The following is a 15,611-nucleotide window of genomic DNA, read 5'->3' as shown; positions in this document are numbered from 1 at the left end:
TGCGTCGATTTGGGATGCGGCGCAACAAAGTTGCGTTTTGAGGAGTAAGCAGTTGCACCCCGCAGACGCAAGTGCTTCGTAACGATCTGACATCATGGGCGACGACCAGGAGGACGCATGCCCGATTACCCACTCGCCGAGACGCTGCCAGAAGGGGTGACTCGCGGGCGGATCCGCGCCGAGATCCTGTTGGTCCTCGGTCTCTCGCTCGGAGCGAGCGCGGTCTACTCCGTCGTGCAGATCCTGGACCTTCTGACCAGGTCCAAGTCGCTCTCGAGCCAGACTGCCACGCTCAACACCTCTTTGGACAGCCGAGAACTGTTCGACTTCGTCTACCAGGTGCTCGAGAACGCCTTCGACCTGGTTCCGGTCGTCCTCGTGGGGTTTCTGCTCTGGAAGACCGCGGCGCCGCATCTGGCGCGGCTCGGCATCGACTTCTCCCGGGTCGGCAAGGATGCGCTGGGCGGTGCTGGTCTCGCGCTCGCCATCGGGATTCCCGGACTGGCGCTGTACTTCGTCGGGCGCGCGATCGGCATCACGGTCGACGTGGTCCCGACCAATCTGGCCGCCCACTGGTGGACGGTGCCGGTGCTCCTGCTGTCGGCGTTCCGCTCCGGCGTCACCGAGGAGGTCATCGTCGTGGCGTACCTCTTCGCGCGGCTCAAAGACCTCGGATGGTCGACGTGGCCGATCCTGCTCTCCGCCGCCCTGCTGCGCGGCACCTACCACCTCTATCAGGGCTTCGGGGCGTTCGTCGGCAACGCGGTCATGGGCGTCGTCTTCGGCTGGCTCTACATGCGATTCGGGCGGATCCTCCCCTCGTGATCGCCCACTTCCTCATGGACGCCGCCGTGTTCGTGGGCTATCCGTGGGCGGCAGCGGCGTTCCCGTCCCTGTTCGGGACGCACTGAGATTCACCGCCGGCCGAAAGGTTGGGCGTCGTACGCTCGTGCAATGAGCACTCCCGAGATCGGCGACATCGCCCCCGATTTCTCTCTGCCGGGCATTCGTCTGGTCGACGGTGCCGTCGAGAAGAGCACCTTCTGCCTCTCCGCCCGGCACGGCTCCCCCGTCGTGCTGGCGTTCTACCCCGGTGACGAGACGGCCGTCTGCACCGCGCAGCTGTGCAGCTACCAGTCCGAACTCGCCGGCTTCGAGGGGCTCGGCGCCGAGGTGTGGGGCATCAGCAAGCAGGGCGTCGAGAGTCACGAACACTTCGCCCGCCACCAGGGACTCTCGTTTCCGCTCCTCGCCGACGAGAACGGGACAGCCGTCCGACGCTACGGTGTCGGCCTCAAGGGGCTGGGCCTGCGTCGCTCGGTCTTCGTGATCGACTCGGCAGGCCTCATCGCCTGGAAGCACGTCTCCCTCGTCGGCGCGAAGTTCCAGTCGGCCGGCGTCATCCAACAGGCTCTCGCCGGCCTGCACGTCGCCTCCTGAAGCCGGCCTCCTGCACCCCGCTTCCTGCATTCCTCCTCCTGCATTCCGCCGCAAAACGTTTCGCGGACACATCCACGCGCCGCGGCACGTGGATGTGTCCGCAAAACGTTTTGCGGCAGCGGGGTAGGAACCTCTAGGCGAAGGCCTCCACCGGTGGGCAGGCGCAGAAGAGGTTGCGGTCTCCGTAGGCCTGGTCGATGCGGCGCACCGGGGGCCAGTACTTGGATCGCACGAGGCTCTTCAGCGGGTAGACGGCCTCCTCGCGGGAGTACGCCGCAGCCCACTCCCCCGCGATGACCGCCTCGGCCGTGTGCGGGGCGCCGCGCAGCGGCGACTCGTCGGCCGACCACTCGCCGTTGCCGACCCGATCGGCCTCGTGCTTGATCGCGATCATGGCCTCGACGAAGCGGTCGATCTCGCCCAGGTCTTCGCTCTCGGTCGGCTCGACCATCAGCGTGCCCGCCACGGGGAACGACATCGTCGGTGCGTGGAATCCGTAGTCGATCAGGCGCTTGGCCACGTCGTCGACGGTGACGCCGGTGGCGTCGCGGAGCGGCCGCAGATCGAGGATGCACTCGTGCGCCACGAGACCTCCCTCGCCGGCGTAGAGCACCGGATAGTGGTCGCGGAGGCGCGCTGCCACGTAGTTGGCCGCCAGCACAGCCGCCCCGGTCGCCTCTGTGAGGCCCTGGGTGCCCATCATGCGGACGTACGCCCATGAGATCGGCAGGATGCTGGGCGACCCGTAGGGAGCGGCACTGACGGGCACACCGGAGTGCGCGAGGCGCTGCCCCTCGGCGGCCGCGGGGCTGCCGGTGCGGCGGTCGGCCTGCTGCGCGAGCGGGTGCCCAGGCAGGAACGGCGCCAGGTGCGCCTTGGCCGCGACGGGTCCGACGCCGGGGCCACCGCCACCGTGCGGGATGCAGAACGTCTTGTGGAGGTTGAGGTGCGACACGTCGCCGCCGAACTCCCCGAAGCGGGCGAAGCCGAGCAGCGCGTTGAGGTTCGCCCCGTCGACGTAGACCTGGCCGCCGGCCTCGTGGACGGCGTCGGTGATCTCGCGGATGTCGTGCTCGTACACGCCGTGGGTCGACGGGTAGGTGACCATGAGGGCGGCGAGCTCCGCCGCGTGATCCTGCACCTTCGCCCTCAGGTCGCCGAGATCGACATTGCCCTGGTCGTCGCAGGCCACCACGACGACCCTCAGACCGGCCAGCACCGCACTGGCGGCGTTGGTGCCGTGGGCCGACTGCGGGATGAGGCAGACGGTGCGGCCGCTGTCGCCGCGGTCGAGGTGGTAGCCGCGGATCGCGAGAAGCCCGGCGAGTTCGCCCTGGCTGCCCGCGTTCGGCTGCAGCGAGACGGTGTCGTAGCCGGTGACCTCGGCCAGCCAGCCCTCGAGCTGGCCGATCAGCTCGAGGTAGCCGCTGACGTCGTCGGCCGGGGCGAACGGGTGGATGTTCGCGAACTCCGGCCAGGTGACGGCGGCCATCTCGGTGGCGGCGTTGAGCTTCATCGTGCAGCTGCCCAGCGGGATCATGCCGCGATCGAGCGCATAGTCTTTGTCGGCCAGGTGCTTGAGGTACCGCATCATGCTGGTCTCGCTGCGGTGGGTCCGGAAGACCGGGTGGGTCAGGAAATCGCTCGTGCGCAGCAGTTCGGTTGGGATCACCGACGCGGAACCGGCGGAGACCTCGAAGCCGAGAAGCTCACCGAGGACGGCGAGATCGTCGCGCGTGGTCGTCTCGTCGGTCGACACGGCGACCTGGTCGGGAGAGACCTCGAGCAGCAGGAAGCCGCGCTCGTGGGCGCGCGTGACGATCTCGTTCGCTCGGCCCGGGACGACGAAGGTCACCGTGTCGAAGAACACGTCGCTCGAGGTCTCGATGCCGGCCGCTTCCGCCCCTGCGAAGAGATCGACCGCGTGCTGATGCGTGCGCTTCGCGATGTGCGTGAGGCCCCACGGCCCGTGGTAGACGGCGTACATCGACGCCATGACCGCGAGGAGCACCTGCGCCGTGCAGATGTTCGAGGTCGCCTTCTCGCGGCGGATGTGCTGCTCGCGGGTCTGCAGGCTGAGGCGGTACGCCGGGTTGCCGACTGCGTCTTGCGAGACGCCGACGAGGCGGCCGGGCAGCTGACGCTCGAGGCCGGTGCGGACGGCCATGTAACCGGCGTGCGGGCCGCCGAAGCCCATCGGCACGCCGAAGCGCTGGCTCGTGCCGACGGCGACATCGGCCCCGAATTCGCCGGGTGCCGTGAGCAGGGTCAGGGCGAGCAGGTCGGCGGCGACGACCGCGAGGCCGCCCCCAGGTGGACCTGGTCGACGAGGGGCGCAGGATCGAAGACGCGCCCGCTCGCACCGGGGTACTGCACGAAGAGACCGAAGGCCTCGGGCAGATCGGTCGGGGACGTCACCGCGAGCGGCAGCTCGACCAGGTCGATGCCGACCGCTGCTGCGCGGCCGCGCAGGAGCGCCTTCGTCTGCGGCAGCGCGTCGGAGTCGACGACGAAGGTGTTGTTCGCGGCCTTGGAGGCGCGCCTCGCGAGGAGCATCCCCTCGACGACGGCCGTCGACTCGTCGAGCATGGAGGCGTTCGCCGTGATGAGACCGGTGAGCTCGGCGACCATGGTCTGGAAGTTGATCAGGGCCTCGAGGCGGCCCTGTGAGATCTCCGGCTGGTACGGCGTGTACGCCGTGTACCAGCTCGGGTTCTCGAGGACGTTGCGCTGGATGACCGCGGGGGTGACCGTGCCGTAGTAGCCGAGGCCGAGGAAGGACCGGTTGACGCGGTTGCGGTTCGCCAGAGTGCGGAGCTCGGCGAGCGTCTCCTGCTCGCCGATCGGCTCGGGCAGCACGGTGGAGGGGAGCTCTCGGGCGCGGATGCTGTCGGGTACGGCCTTCTCGACGAGGGCGCGCACGGTATCGAATCCGAGAGCCTCGAGCATGGTCTGCTGCTCGGTCGGGGTCGTCCCGATGTGGCGATCGGCGAAACCCTCGGCCGCGGTGCCCTGGATCAGGTCGCCGCTCATTCGGCGGTCAGGGCGACGTACTCGTCGCGGCTCAGGAGCGTCGGGAGATCGCCCGAGAGCGTGATCCTGATCAGCCAGCCGTCGTCGAACGGCGACGAGTTCACCAGGTCGGGCGCGTCGACCACGGCGTCGTTGATCGCGAGGACCGTGCCGAGGACCGGCGCGAAGAGCTCGCCCACCGACTTGGTCGACTCGATCTCGCCCACGACCTTGCCCGCCTCGACGTCGGTTCCGACGGCGGGAAGGTCGACGTAGACGACGTCGCCGAGTTTGTCGGCCGCGTAGTCGGTGATGCCGACGGTGGCGGTGCCGCCGTCGATCAGGAGCCACTCGTGCTCGGCGGTGTATTTGAGGGTGGTGAGGTCAGACACGGGTGGCCCTTTCAGGAGCGCTTGTAGAAGGGGAGCGCGACGACGGTCGCAGGAATGGTGGTGCCGCGCACGTCGACACCGAGCGCGGTTCCGACGGTGGAGAAATCAGGATCGACGTACGCCATGGCGACCGGGTGACCGAGCGTCGGCGAGAGGGCCCCGCTGGTCACCTCGCCGACGACGACTCCAGCAGGATCGAGGACGGGGTACTCCGCGCGCGCGGCGCGCTTGCCCTCGAGCGCGAGGCCGACGAGCACCCGGGCGCCCTCGGCCGGCAGGGCGTTGTCGCGCCCGGCGAACTCGTCCTTGGAGAGGTCGACGACGCGACCGAGACCGGCCTGCGCGGCTCGGGTGTCGAGCCCGAGCTCGTGCCCGTAGAGCGGCATGCCGGCCTCGAGCCGGAGCGTGTCGCGGCTCGCCAGCCCGGCGGGCACGACGCCGCGCGAGGCGCCGGCTTCGGCGATGGCGCGCCAGAGCGACGGCGCGGTCTCGTTGTCGAGATAGAGCTCGAAGCCGTCTTCGCCGGTGTACCCGGTGCGGGCGACGAGCACGGGGACGTCGTCGAAGGTGCCCTGGAGGACGCGGTAGTAGCGCAACTCGGCCAGCGGGGAGTCGGGGGCGAGGCGATCCTGCGTGATCAATTCGTCGAGGACCCCCTCGGCCTCGGGACCCTGGATCGCGATGAGAGCGGTGTCGTCGCTCTCGTCGTCGACGGTGACGTCGAAGCCGTGCGCCCGCTTCGCCAGCGTCTCGAAGGCGACCTGCCGGTTGCCGGCGTTGGCGACCACGAGGAAGTCGTGGTCGTCGAGGCGATAGACGACGAGGTCGTCGAGGATGCCCCCTCTTCGGCGAGCAGCAGCGAGTACTTCGCGCGGCCGACGGCGATGCTCGAGAGCGTGCCGGCGAGGGCCGCGTCGAGGAACGGCCCGGCATCGGGACCGACGACGGCGATCTCGGCCATGTGGGAGAGGTCGAAGAGACCGGCCGCCTGGCGGACGGCGTGGTGCTCTTGCAGATCGGACGAGTAGCGGACGGGCATCTGCCAGCCGGCGAAGTCGGTGAAGCTCGCACCGGCCTCGACGTGGACGTCGTGGAGCGGGCTGTAGCGAGGTTCGACCGCACCCTCGTCGGGCGGGACTAGTGCATCGGTCATTCAGGACTCCGGTGGGCTCGTCGAGCGTGTCAGCAGGAATCCCCCTCTGTCATGAGCCTGAGAGCTTCGCCGGGCCACGCGCTGGCCGTCGACTTTCACCGTGGGCGAGGCGCGATGATCAGCTCCTGCTTTTCAGAGTGGCCACCACTGCGCGGTACGTCTACCTGAGAGATTGGCGGGGAAGCTTGCTCCTTCGGTGGCCGACCGTGATGGTCGAGCACTCTCCCGCGCTGTGGTTCTGGCCCGATGTTCGGTTGTGCGTCGAGCCTAGCAAGCCTTGGGTTTCGTGCGCGTGTCGCGGCTCAGCCTGCCCTCCCGCGCGTAGCCGCGATCTCGGGCTCCGCCTGTGCTGTCGCCGACTCCGCCGAAATCGAAGGGGATTCCTCCGAAGCGGCCCCGTTTCGCGCGTGAAACCCCTGTCAGACGAAGAATCCCCTTCGATTTCCTCGCACCGACCGCAACGGCTCACGGGATCGCCTCGACGAACGGGGCGAGCGGCCCGTCGGTCACGACCTCCTGGCCAGAGCGTCGAGGGCGTCGAACGTCGAGACGCTCTCCGTCGAGCCGGGCACGAGGTTGCCGACCGCCTCGCTGCCGGACTCACCCTCGGCGATCTTGGCAAAGGCCTCGGACGGACTCAACGCACGCTCAAACTGGAAACGAAACAATCGTGACCAGGATCCCGCCGCGTTCTGCCCGAAATCTCCGGCGCCGTCGGCGGCGAGGAAACCCAGCGCGTCGTGTGAGTCCGAGTAGTAGACGAAGCCGATCAACCGTCCGTCCACGACGACTCTTCCGAACGTGACCGGACCGGTCGGCCTCTTTGCGTAGCTCACCGCCGGGCCACGACGCACGACGGGGATGTCTCTGGAGAGCGGTCCCTCGAAGGGCTCCGAATGATTGCCTGTCGTCACGGATCGATCACTTCGAACTCACGCACCTCGCGTCGACGATCACGACTCGTCCGGCCGCGGAGGAGAGTCCTCCCGGAGCCCGCCCCCGGCCCCGCCGATCACGATCTAGAAGTTGGGAATGCTCGAGGGGTCGACCTTCGACGGGGTCGACGTCTCGGACTGCTGCTGGGCCTCGGACTCCTCCATGGCGGCCACGAGGCCACGCACGTCGTTCGCCAGTTGCTGAACACCCTCGGGCAGCATCTCGAACCCCTCGGTGCTGCCGGGGTTCACCACCAGGCCGGTCTCGTCGGGGATCGCCTGGACGAGCTCGGCGGCCGGCATCTGCACGGCGTAGGACGCAACATCGGCGACCTGTTCGGGAATGCGGTCGACGTGGCTGAACACGGCCAGCATCGGCGTGCCCTCGCGGTCGAAGAGGACCGGCTGGAGCTCGTTGAGGTCGTCGGTCACCTCCGTGGCCGTTGGAACGACGATGAGCGCGTTCACGAACTGCGCGATGACGTCGTTCATGTCACCCTGGCCGGCCTGGCCGTTCGCGATCGCCGACTCGAGCGGCGTCTGCTCGCGGTCGGGGGCGCTGATGGCTGCGTCGTCGGGAGTCGAGGCGTCGTCGGTGGAAGTCATCCGGCAATCCTGGCCGCTCAACCTCCGTAAGCGCTCAATCCCGGCGGCGTTTCGGGGGACGGCGGCGGGGCGCGCCGCTCCCCGAGCCGGTTGCCCCGCACGAAATGGCCCGTTCTGTGGGGTCGCTCGCCAGCAGGCGACAGATCGGGCCATCTCGCGAGGGTTCGGGCGACCTCGCGGCGTACCCGCGAGGGTTCGGGCGACCTCGCGGCGTACCCGCGAGGGGTCGGGCGACCTCGCGGCGAGGCGCGCCGGCCTCAGACGAGCGAGGCCTGCAGGGCAGCGTCGGCGTCCCTGAGCACGCTCGCCGCGATCTCGAGCCCCTCGATCCGGCCGAGCTCGACGTCCTCGTGCTCGATGTTGACAGCGATCTCAGGATCGACGTCGTGCAAGGCTCGCAGGAACTCGGTCCAGTAGGCCGTGTCGTGCCCCTTGCCCAGCGCGACGAAGTCCCACGCGGAATCCTTCGGCCACTCGTTGGCCCACTCGTCGCCGCCGAGATGGGTGCGCGGTTCGTCCGGCCTGAGCTTGCGGAAGCTGTTGTCGAGGACGCCGTTCAGAGCGACGGCGGGATTGATCCTGATGTCTTTCGCCGCGGCGTGGAAGACGAGGGAGCCGAGGTGACGGACGACCGCCACCGGATCCATCTGCTGCCAGAACAGGTGGCTGGCGTCGAGCTCGACGCCGATGTTGGTGAGGCCGCCCTGCTCGACGAGACGCAGGATCCCCTCGGAGTTGAAGACGAGGTTCTGGGGGTGGAGCTCGAGCGCGACCTTGACGTCGTGGTCCCGCGCCAGCGCGTCGATCTCCTTCCAGAACGCGACCGCCACCTCGTACTGGTCGTCGATCATGTCGAGGGACGCCGAGTTCCAGGCGTTGACCTGCCAGTTCGGGTGCTGCTCCGTCGGGGACCCACCGGGCAGGCCGGACATCGTGACGACACGGTTCTGGCCGAGCGCCGCCGCGGCCTCGATCGAACGGCGGATGTCGTTCGCGTGCGCGTCGCCGATCACGGAGTTCGGGTGGAGCGGGTTGCCGTTGCAGTTGAGGCCGGCGATGCTCACGCCGGTGCCCTCGTAGACGCCGAGATAGTCGGCGGCCGCCTGGGGCGACGCGACGATCTCGTCGAGGTTCGGGATGTGGACCGGAGGCAGGAAGCCGCCCGAGTTGACCTCGATGCCGGTGAGGCCGAGGTCGCCGACGACCTTCAGGGCCTCGGGGAGTGGACGGTCGTGCAGGATCGCGTTGTAGACGCCGAGCTTCACAGCGAGACCTTCTTTCCTTCGTTCTGAGCGGATTCGGCGACGGCGGCGAGGAACTCCAGGTTGTGGATCCCCTCGTCGAAGCCGGCGCAGCGGGGCAGCGAGTCGTTCTCGTCGATGCCGGCGACCTCCTCCAGGAAGGCCCGGGCCTGGTACGCGAAGGCGTCGTTCTGCCCGAAGCCGACGCTCGGGGCGTCCATGGCGAGGCCGCCCGCGATGTAGGGGTGCGCCGGCCCCAGGATGACCTGGCGGTAGCCGTTCGTGGCCGACGGCCCGCCCGTGAGGAACAGCTCGATCTCGGAGGGCCGACGCTGGTCGAAGCGAGCGGAGCCGTTGGCGCAGAAGACCTCGAAGATCAGGCTGTTCGCGTGGCCGGCGGCGACACGGGAGACCTCGAAGCCGCCGACGCCGGTGGCGAACTCGGCCGAGAAGGCCGCGTAGTCGTCGTTCGTGACGTCGGCGAGCTCGTCTCCGACCTCGGCGTGGTCGTGACCCATGACCGCCCCGAGCGGCTTGGGGCGCCGGTCGATGACGGTCGACAGGCGCCCGCCGCTGACGCTCTTCACGTCACCGCAGAGGAACTCGGCCACGTACGAGAGGTGGCTTCCCACATCGGCGAGCGCGCCGGATCCTGCCGGGCCTGCGAAGCGCCAGCTCATCGGGCCCTGCGGGTCGGCACCGTAGTCGGTCCAGTAGCGGCCGGAGAAGTGGAAGACCTCGCCCAGCACGCCGGTCTGGATCAGCTCGCGAATGTAGGCGATGCCCGGGGTACGGCGGAAGGTGAAGCCGACTCGGGCGATGCTGTCGGACTCGGCGGCGGCGGCCGCCATGGCGCGGGCATCGGGAAGCGAGTCGCTGAGCGGCTTCTCGCAGAGGACGTGCTTGCCTGCGGCCAGGAGACCCTCGACGACCTCGCGGTGAAGCGAGTTCGCGATGACGACGCTCACCACGTCGATGTCGTCGGCCTCGGCGATGGCCTGCCACGACGTGTCGTTGCGCTCGTAGCCGAACCGCTTCGCGGCGATCGAGCCGAACTCGGCGTTCACGTCGCCGATCGAGACGAGTCGAACCGGCGGTAGCACCGGGTTGTAGAGGGACGAGGCGACGCGGTAGGCGGCGGCGTGTGCCTTGCCCGCCATGCCTGCGCCGATGACGGCGACGCCGATTTCTGTGGCCACGAGTGGGGTTTCTCCTTCGAAACGAAAGGGGTGGAGGTGAAACTGTGTAAAAATGGAGCGCTACACAAACGCTAGGTTTGACAGTACATACCAACGAGGGGCGCGTCAATGCGAAAAGGCGGAGGGCCGACGATCTACGACGTCGCCGATCGCGCGGGGGTCTCGAAGTCGCTCGTCTCGCTCGTCCTTCGCGGCGGCAAGGGGGTCAGCCAGAAGCGTCGCCTGGCCGTCGAAGCGGCGATCGAGTCGCTCGGCTACCGGCCGAGCCTCGCGGCGACCTCGCTGGCCGGCAACCGCACGGGCAGCATCGGCGTCGTCGTCGACGACTACACCAACCTCTGGTTCGTCGGGCTGATCCGCGGCATGGAAGACGAGCTCTTCGGCCACAACCACTACGTCACCGTCACCGACATGCAGCTGAACTCCCGCCTCGGCGGAAGCCCGGTCGACGCCTTCCTCGCGATGCGTGTCGAGGGCCTCGTCGTGGCGGCCGAGCCCACCGAGGCCGTCGTCGAAGCCCTCGCCGGACCGCGCAGCACGCCCGTGCCGACGGTCGTGGCGGGCGGACGCGAGCGCGGAATCCCGGGGCCGACAGCGTCGCCGTCGACGAAGAGGCAGGATCCCGCCTGGCGGTCGACCACCTGCTCGCTCTCGGGCACACCCGGATCGGCCACCTCACGGGCTCGGGCGGCAGCGCCCGGCATCGCAGGATCGCGTACGAGCAACGCCTGCAGGAGGCCGGCCTCGCCCCCGTGGTCACCGGCGCAGGCGCCGAGACGAACGAGCCCGACGGCTACCGCGCGGCAACGACCCTGCTCGACGAGCACCCCGACGTCACGGCCGTCTTCGCCGCCAACGACACCATGGCGCTCGGGGCCTTCGCAGCCCTCGGCGAACGCGGCCTCCGCGTGCCCCAGGACGTCTCTTTGGTCGGCTTCGACAACTCACCGCTGGCCAGCAGCCACACCCTCGACCTCACCACCGTCGACGACCGAGGCGCCGAGGTCGGCTCTGCCGTCACGAGATCCCTTCTGAGCAGGATCGACGACCCGACGCTGCCGCCGCGGACGACCCTGGTCGAGCCGTCGCTCGTCGTGCGGTCGTCGACGGCCGCCGCCCGTCGCTGAGTCGACGCCGCACAGCACGGATCCACCCGCCTCCGGCGGTGTCCGGCGGCGGGAGCGGTAGTCGGTGGTGCGAGAGGGACGGTGGGGCGAGTTGGACGGCCGTGCAGGTCAGACGGTGGCGGGCACCGACTCGACGTGGTGCCACGCACCGTCGGCGGCCGACGCCTCGGCGGCGGCGACCACCCGGGCGGCGGCCAGTGCGTCGCCCACCGAGGGCGCGACCTGCGTGCCGGTGACGACCGACTGCAAGAACTGGAACGCCTCGATGGTCTTGAGATCGTCGAAACCCATCGCGATGCCGGGGCCGGGCTGGAAGTGCGAGTAGTCGCCGTCGCCGGGGCCCGCCAGCACGGTCGTGTAGCCGTGGGTGTCGCCATCCGTGCCGAGGCACACCTCGAGCTCGTTCATGCTCGCGAACGACCAGCGGAGCGACCCGTTCGTGCCGAAGACCTCGATGGCGTAGTCGGAGCGGGGCCCGACGGCGACGCGACTGGCCTCCAGGAACCCGACGGCTCGCGATCCTGCGAATTTCACGAGCATCGAGGCGTAGTCCTCGTTCTCGACGGGCAGCTTCGGGTCGTCGGCCGAAGCCTGGACGTGGCCGACGGTCACGCCTGCGGGCTTCGGCCGCTCGGTGATGACGGTCTGCGTCAGCGCCGTGACGTCGCCGATGGGGGCGACGAGCTGCGTGGCGAGGTCGATGCCGTGCGAGAGCAGGTCTCCGAGGACGCCCGACCCTGCTCGCGCGGTCTCGTAGCGCCACGTGTGGGCGCCCAGCGGGTCGGCCGAGTAGTCGGCGAGCATCGAGACCTTGACGTTGGTGATCTCACCGAGCCGCCCGTCGGCGATGAGCCGCTTGGCGTGCTGGATGGCCGGCGCCTGCCGATAGGTGAAGCCGACGCCGGTGACGAGCCCGGCCGCCGCTGCGGCGTCGACGATGTCGCGAGTCTCGGAGGCGTCGCGGCCGGTCGGCTTCTCGATCCAGAAGGGCTTGCCTGCGGCAGCGGCGGCGAGCGCGAACTCCCGATGCAGGAAGTTCGGCGCGCAGATGGAGACGACGTCGACCTCGGGGTCGGCGAGCACCTGGCGGAAGTCGAGGGTGGAGCGCTCGTAGCCGAGGACGTCGACCGCGTAGTCGGCGTTGGCCTGGACCGCGTCGGCCGCCACCACGAGGCGCGGGGAGAACTGCGCCTCGGGATAGGCGTACCGGATCGACGAGTAGGCCTTCGAATGCAGCCGCCCCATCCAGCCGACGCTGATGAGTCCGATTCCGAGGGGGCGGCGGGTGTTCATTCGAGTGGTCTCCTTCGACGCGGGAGGTGCTGGGGGCGCCGACGAATCGGCGCCTCTCGAGACTACGTGGGTGCCCCGTTTATGTCCAGTCAATGTGACAAGGGACGAGCGCTCTGTGCGAGCTGCGCGCGAGGGATCAGCGACCGACGATCAGGCGCAGCGAGCCGTCGAACGTCGGCTGCGTGCGCAGGTGCCCGTGGCGTTCGTCCCAGACTCCGGAGGCGAGGTCGGCCGTGAGGTTCTCGACGAAGCGGCCCTCGACCTCTGGCTCGACGAAACTCCACGCCGAGTTCGCCAGACGGGCGCCCGGCTCGAGCAGGAGTTCCGGCCGCCCGTAGTACGCCTCGCCGAAACCATCCGTGCAATCGAGCGGGATCGGCACCGGCGTGGTCGTGACGTCTCCGCCCAGGAGTCGGGCCACGTCGGCCGGCGCCGGGTACCGCGAGGCCTCCGTCCGGATCACCTCGGGCGCGTACTCGACAAGCCAGAACCGGTCGAGGGCAGCAGGATCACAGGAGAGCAGGATCACCGCGCCGCGCGTCACCCTCCGAAGCTCCCGGAGTCCTGCTCCGAGGTCTCCCCACTGGTGGATGGAGAAGGTCGACATCGCCGCGTCGAACGCATCGTCGTCGAACGGCAGGTGCTCGGCCGTGCCGTCGATCGCGGTGGCGAGGCCGGCGGGACGCTGGGCGCGCATGGACGCACTCGGTTCGACCGGGGTGACGTTGCGATCGCGAGGCTCGTACGATCCTGCGCCCGCCCCGACGTTGACCACGGAACGCGCGTCGCCGAGCGCCTCGACGATGGCCGCCTTGATGCGCGGGTCGGGCTGCCGGTAGTGGGCGTACCCCGCACCGATCGTTCCGTAGTCGGCGTCGCCCGCGCTTCCGTCCGTCCTTCGAGCGCCTGTCATGCTTCGATCCTGCCAGTACCGCGTCGGGATCTCGCGGCTAGGCTGGAGTCGTGAAGCCGCTGACCGAAGACGACATCCGTTCGTCGTTCGTCAATGCCCTTCCGGGCGACCTCGACCGCCTGCCGATCCCCGGGCTGCACGAGATGCTGTGGGACGAACGCGAGTTCCTCGGCTGGCGCGACCCGCAGGCCCACCTGCGCGGCTACATCGTGTCGTGGCTCGACGACCGCGCGACGGGCCTCGTCGTCCGCACCTCGTCGACAGCCCTCCGCCCGGGCATCGCCGCGATGTGCTCGCTCTGCCACTCGCCGCAGCCGGCGACGCAGGTGCGCCTGTTCACCGCACCGCGAGCCGGAGAAGCGGGGCTGAACGGCAACACCGTCGGCACCTACATCTGCGAAGACCTCGCCTGCTCGATGCTGATCCGGGTCGCACCGCCGCACCTGAACCCGCCGGAGCGCATCGCCGAGCGCGCCGCCGGGCTCCTCGCGCGGGTGCAGAACTTCACCGCCGACATCATGAAGACGGCGTAGCGCCGAGTCGCTCTGCCGTCCGTCGGCTCTGCCCCACCTCGCCGTCCACTGCCCGCCCGCCCCGCCCCACTGCCCGCCGCCGTTGGCAGAAATCGAAGGGGATTTTCGCCGGAGCCGCCGCCCCAAGCGGATCGCGAGGGCATCAGGCGAAAATCCCCTTCGATTTCGGGAGGCGGGAAGGAAGGCGGGCGGGAAGGAGGGAGGAGGCGGGGAGTGCGGGCAGAGGCGCGGCAGCTCAGCGCCGGGGGACCGCGGCCGACACGCTCGCGTCGGCGTAGCCGTCCGGCACGACGACGGACGGGACGCCGTAGACCATGACGGCCTTCGCCTCGTCGTCGTACGCAGCCCAGCCGAGATCGCCCGCCGTGATGAAGCGGACCGCGGCACCGTGGACGTCGGCCGCGAGCGACGCGGGCGGGTTCGGCCCGGTGATGGCGTCGACGCGGTCGTCGTCCAGGCAATCGAAGAAGAACGGCACATCGAGGCAGTGCGTCGCACCGCCCATGACCGCGGACGACCAGGCGAAACGGTACAGCCACGCCGGAGCGCCTCCGTCTTCGCGGGCGCGGGCGTACTCGACCGCTTTCGAACGGAAGATGCTGTCGGTGACGAACTGCCCGAGGATCCCGGCCGTCGACAGACCGGGGTGAGTGTCGACGTACGAACGCGCAGCCGGTTCGTCCAGTCCCAGTCCGGCCAGGGCCGAGGCCGGGTCGACGTCGGCCAGCGCCGCTTCGTGCGGCAGCAGAGCCATGCTGAACTCGTTGTCGGTGGCGCCGAGGAGGAGGGCCTTCTCCGCTCCTGCTCCTCCGGCGAGCGCCTCTCGCACGCCGGTCGGCAGCAGGTGCCCGTCGACCACCGGTCCGAGCACGAGCCCGTCGGTGACGAGCGCGGCCAGCGGCGCCATCGGATCCCCCGGGGCCTGCGCCTCGACGACCGAGAGTTCGCCCTGGAGGCGCAGGATCGTCTCCTCCGGCACCGCCCGGAGCCCCTCGAGAGTCGGCGCGACGCCTGCCTTCTCGGCCAGGAGCCGCCCGGCCGCCTCGGCGCTCGCGAGCGGGGTGTCCGAGGTGGCGCCGGAGAGCGAGATCACCCCGTGGAAGAGCTCCTTCGCGCTTGGCACGGCGAGCAGGGTGAGGACGGCTCCCCCACCAGCCGACTGGCCGGCGATGGTCACGCGTCGGGGATCGCCGCCGAACCCGTCGATGTTGTCGCGGACCCACTCGAGCGCGAGGATCCAGTCGAGAACGCCGCGGTTCATCGGCGCGTCCTCGATGAAGCCGAAGCCGTCGAATCCGAGGCGGTACGACACGCTGACGGTGACGATTCCGTCGCGGTTGAAGGCTGCTCCGTCGTACCAGGGGCTCGCCGGTGAGCCGGCGACGTACCCGCCCCCGTGGATGTACACGAGGACAGGAAGCGCCGCGTCGGTCTCTCCCGGCCGGGGCGTGAAGACGTTCACGTTCAGGGTCGAGTCGCCCGGGATGGACGGCTCGGGAATCAGGGTGACTTCGGACAGAGCTTCCCGCTGTGGCGTCGCACCGTAACGGGTCGCGTCGAGGACGCCGTCCCAGGGGCGTGCGGCACCGGAGCGGCGAAGCGCCTCTCCCCGGTGGGGGCCTCGGCGAACGGAATGCCGAGGAATGCGGCCGAGCCGGGTCGCTGGATTCCGCGGACGGTTCCCGCGCGGGTGGTGACGTCGACGGTCGAGGTCATGGTGTCTCCTTCGGAAGGGGTTGAGGTGGTCGGTTCGGTATGCGGCATCCG

Annotated in this window: 11 protein-coding genes, 5 pseudogenes and 1 riboswitch; of the genes and pseudogenes, 5 read left to right on the top strand and 11 right to left on the bottom strand. The window is 69.6% G+C overall.

Annotated features, from left to right (window positions below; genetic code table 11):
* The first annotated feature begins 117 nt into the window (after positions 1 to 117).
* Both QUE79_RS09970 and QUE79_RS09965 read left to right on the top strand, forming a co-directional pair.
* Positions 118 to 911: pseudogene (locus tag QUE79_RS09970) on the top strand (CPBP family intramembrane glutamic endopeptidase).
* 43 nt (positions 912 to 954) lie between these two features.
* On the top strand, positions 955 to 1,440 hold the full coding sequence (locus tag QUE79_RS09965) for a peroxiredoxin (RefSeq protein WP_286346525.1): 486 nt from the start codon (positions 955 to 957) through the stop codon (positions 1,438 to 1,440).
* 133 nt (positions 1,441 to 1,573) lie between these two features.
* On the opposite strand, the pseudogene gcvP reads toward QUE79_RS09965, so the two are convergent.
* The 7 genes and pseudogenes from gcvP to QUE79_RS09930 all read right to left on the bottom strand — a co-directional run bounded on the left by gcvP (position 1,574) and on the right by QUE79_RS09930 (position 9,978).
* Positions 1,574 to 4,473 (bottom strand): annotated as a pseudogene (gene gcvP / locus QUE79_RS09960) (aminomethyl-transferring glycine dehydrogenase).
* Entirely contained in the window at positions 4,470 to 4,844 is a 375-nt protein-coding gene (gcvH, locus tag QUE79_RS09955; protein ID WP_286346524.1) for a glycine cleavage system protein GcvH, read from the bottom strand. Before gcvH ends, gcvP begins: the two are co-directional and overlap by 4 nt.
* Positions 4,845 to 4,855: 11 nt before the next feature.
* A pseudogene (gcvT, locus tag QUE79_RS09950) lies at positions 4,856 to 5,997 on the bottom strand (glycine cleavage system aminomethyltransferase GcvT).
* A gap of 142 nt (positions 5,998 to 6,139) precedes the next feature.
* A riboswitch (glycine riboswitch) is annotated at positions 6,140 to 6,235 on the bottom strand.
* 268 nt (positions 6,236 to 6,503) lie between these two features.
* The gene (locus QUE79_RS09945; protein WP_286346523.1) at positions 6,504 to 6,770 is read right to left on the bottom strand and encodes a hypothetical protein; all 267 of its coding nucleotides are present in this window, start codon (positions 6,768 to 6,770) and stop codon (positions 6,504 to 6,506) included.
* A gap of 246 nt (positions 6,771 to 7,016) precedes the next feature.
* Positions 7,017 to 7,538: an SseB family protein gene (locus QUE79_RS09940; protein ID WP_286346522.1), complete on the bottom strand. Its 522-nt coding sequence runs from the start codon at positions 7,536 to 7,538 to the stop codon at positions 7,017 to 7,019.
* 257 nt (positions 7,539 to 7,795) lie between these two features.
* Entirely contained in the window at positions 7,796 to 8,803 is a 1,008-nt protein-coding gene (locus tag QUE79_RS09935; RefSeq protein ID WP_286346521.1) for a sugar phosphate isomerase/epimerase family protein, read from the bottom strand.
* Positions 8,800 to 9,978 carry a Gfo/Idh/MocA family protein gene (locus QUE79_RS09930; RefSeq protein ID WP_286346520.1) on the bottom strand — a complete coding sequence of 393 codons (1,179 nt, stop codon included), beginning with the start codon at positions 9,976 to 9,978 and terminating at the stop codon, positions 8,800 to 8,802. Before QUE79_RS09930 ends, QUE79_RS09935 begins: the two co-directional genes overlap by 4 nt.
* A gap of 108 nt (positions 9,979 to 10,086) precedes the next feature.
* Between QUE79_RS09930 and QUE79_RS25470 the strand changes: the two are divergent.
* A pseudogene (locus tag QUE79_RS25470) lies at positions 10,087 to 10,185 on the top strand (LacI family DNA-binding transcriptional regulator); the annotation flags it as partial.
* A 185-nt stretch (positions 10,186 to 10,370) separates the two neighbouring features.
* Here the strand turns inward: QUE79_RS25470 and QUE79_RS25465 are convergent.
* The gene (locus QUE79_RS25465; protein WP_350271753.1) at positions 10,371 to 10,682 is read right to left on the bottom strand and encodes a hypothetical protein; all 312 of its coding nucleotides are present in this window, start codon (positions 10,680 to 10,682) and stop codon (positions 10,371 to 10,373) included.
* Between QUE79_RS25465 and QUE79_RS25460 the strand changes: the two genes are divergently transcribed.
* Positions 10,605 to 11,105, top strand: a complete 501-nt coding sequence (locus tag QUE79_RS25460) for a LacI family DNA-binding transcriptional regulator (RefSeq protein ID WP_350271694.1) — start codon at positions 10,605 to 10,607, stop codon at positions 11,103 to 11,105. The genes QUE79_RS25465 and QUE79_RS25460 overlap by 78 nt on opposite strands.
* A 108-nt stretch (positions 11,106 to 11,213) precedes the next feature.
* Here the strand turns inward: QUE79_RS25460 and QUE79_RS09920 are convergent, their stop codons facing one another.
* Both QUE79_RS09920 and QUE79_RS09915 read right to left on the bottom strand, forming a co-directional pair.
* Complete coding sequence (locus QUE79_RS09920; protein WP_286346519.1) at positions 11,214 to 12,398, bottom strand: Gfo/Idh/MocA family protein; 1,185 nt, start codon at positions 12,396 to 12,398, stop codon at positions 11,214 to 11,216.
* 136 nt (positions 12,399 to 12,534) lie between these two features.
* Positions 12,535 to 13,311: a class I SAM-dependent methyltransferase gene (locus QUE79_RS09915; RefSeq protein ID WP_286346518.1), complete on the bottom strand. Its 777-nt coding sequence runs from the start codon at positions 13,309 to 13,311 to the stop codon at positions 12,535 to 12,537.
* Between the two features lie 50 nt (positions 13,312 to 13,361).
* Here QUE79_RS09915 and QUE79_RS09910 point away from each other — a divergent pair, with 50 nt between their 5' ends.
* Positions 13,362 to 13,844 carry an FBP domain-containing protein gene (locus tag QUE79_RS09910; protein WP_286346517.1) on the top strand — a complete coding sequence of 161 codons (483 nt, stop codon included), beginning with the start codon at positions 13,362 to 13,364 and terminating at the stop codon, positions 13,842 to 13,844.
* 235 nt (positions 13,845 to 14,079) lie between these two features.
* Here QUE79_RS09910 and QUE79_RS09905 read toward each other — a convergent pair.
* Positions 14,080 to 15,560: pseudogene (locus tag QUE79_RS09905) on the bottom strand (carboxylesterase/lipase family protein).
* Positions 15,561 to 15,611: the final 51 nt, after the last annotated feature.

Source organism: Frondihabitans sucicola, from assembly GCF_030296615.1.
Classification (GTDB): Bacteria; Actinomycetota; Actinomycetes; order Actinomycetales; family Microbacteriaceae; genus Frondihabitans; species Frondihabitans sucicola.
This window is presented reverse-complemented; position numbering and strand designations above follow the sequence as displayed.

What these genes read in the sequence shown, in the direction of transcription:
- QUE79_RS09965 (WP_286346525.1), top strand. Translation starts at nt 955, where the DNA reads ATGAGCACTCCCGAGATCGGCGACATCGCCCCCGATTTCTCTCTGCCG.
- QUE79_RS09940 (WP_286346522.1), bottom strand. Translation starts at nt 7,538, where the DNA reads ATGACTTCCACCGACGACGCCTCGACTCCCGACGACGCAGCCATCAGC.
- QUE79_RS25465 (WP_350271753.1), bottom strand. Translation starts at nt 10,682, where the DNA reads ATGCCGGGCGCTGCCGCCCGAGCCCGTGAGGTGGCCGATCCGGGTGTG.
- QUE79_RS09920 (WP_286346519.1), bottom strand. Translation starts at nt 12,398, where the DNA reads ATGAACACCCGCCGCCCCCTCGGAATCGGACTCATCAGCGTCGGCTGG.
- QUE79_RS09915 (WP_286346518.1), bottom strand. Translation starts at nt 13,311, where the DNA reads ATGACAGGCGCTCGAAGGACGGACGGAAGCGCGGGCGACGCCGACTAC.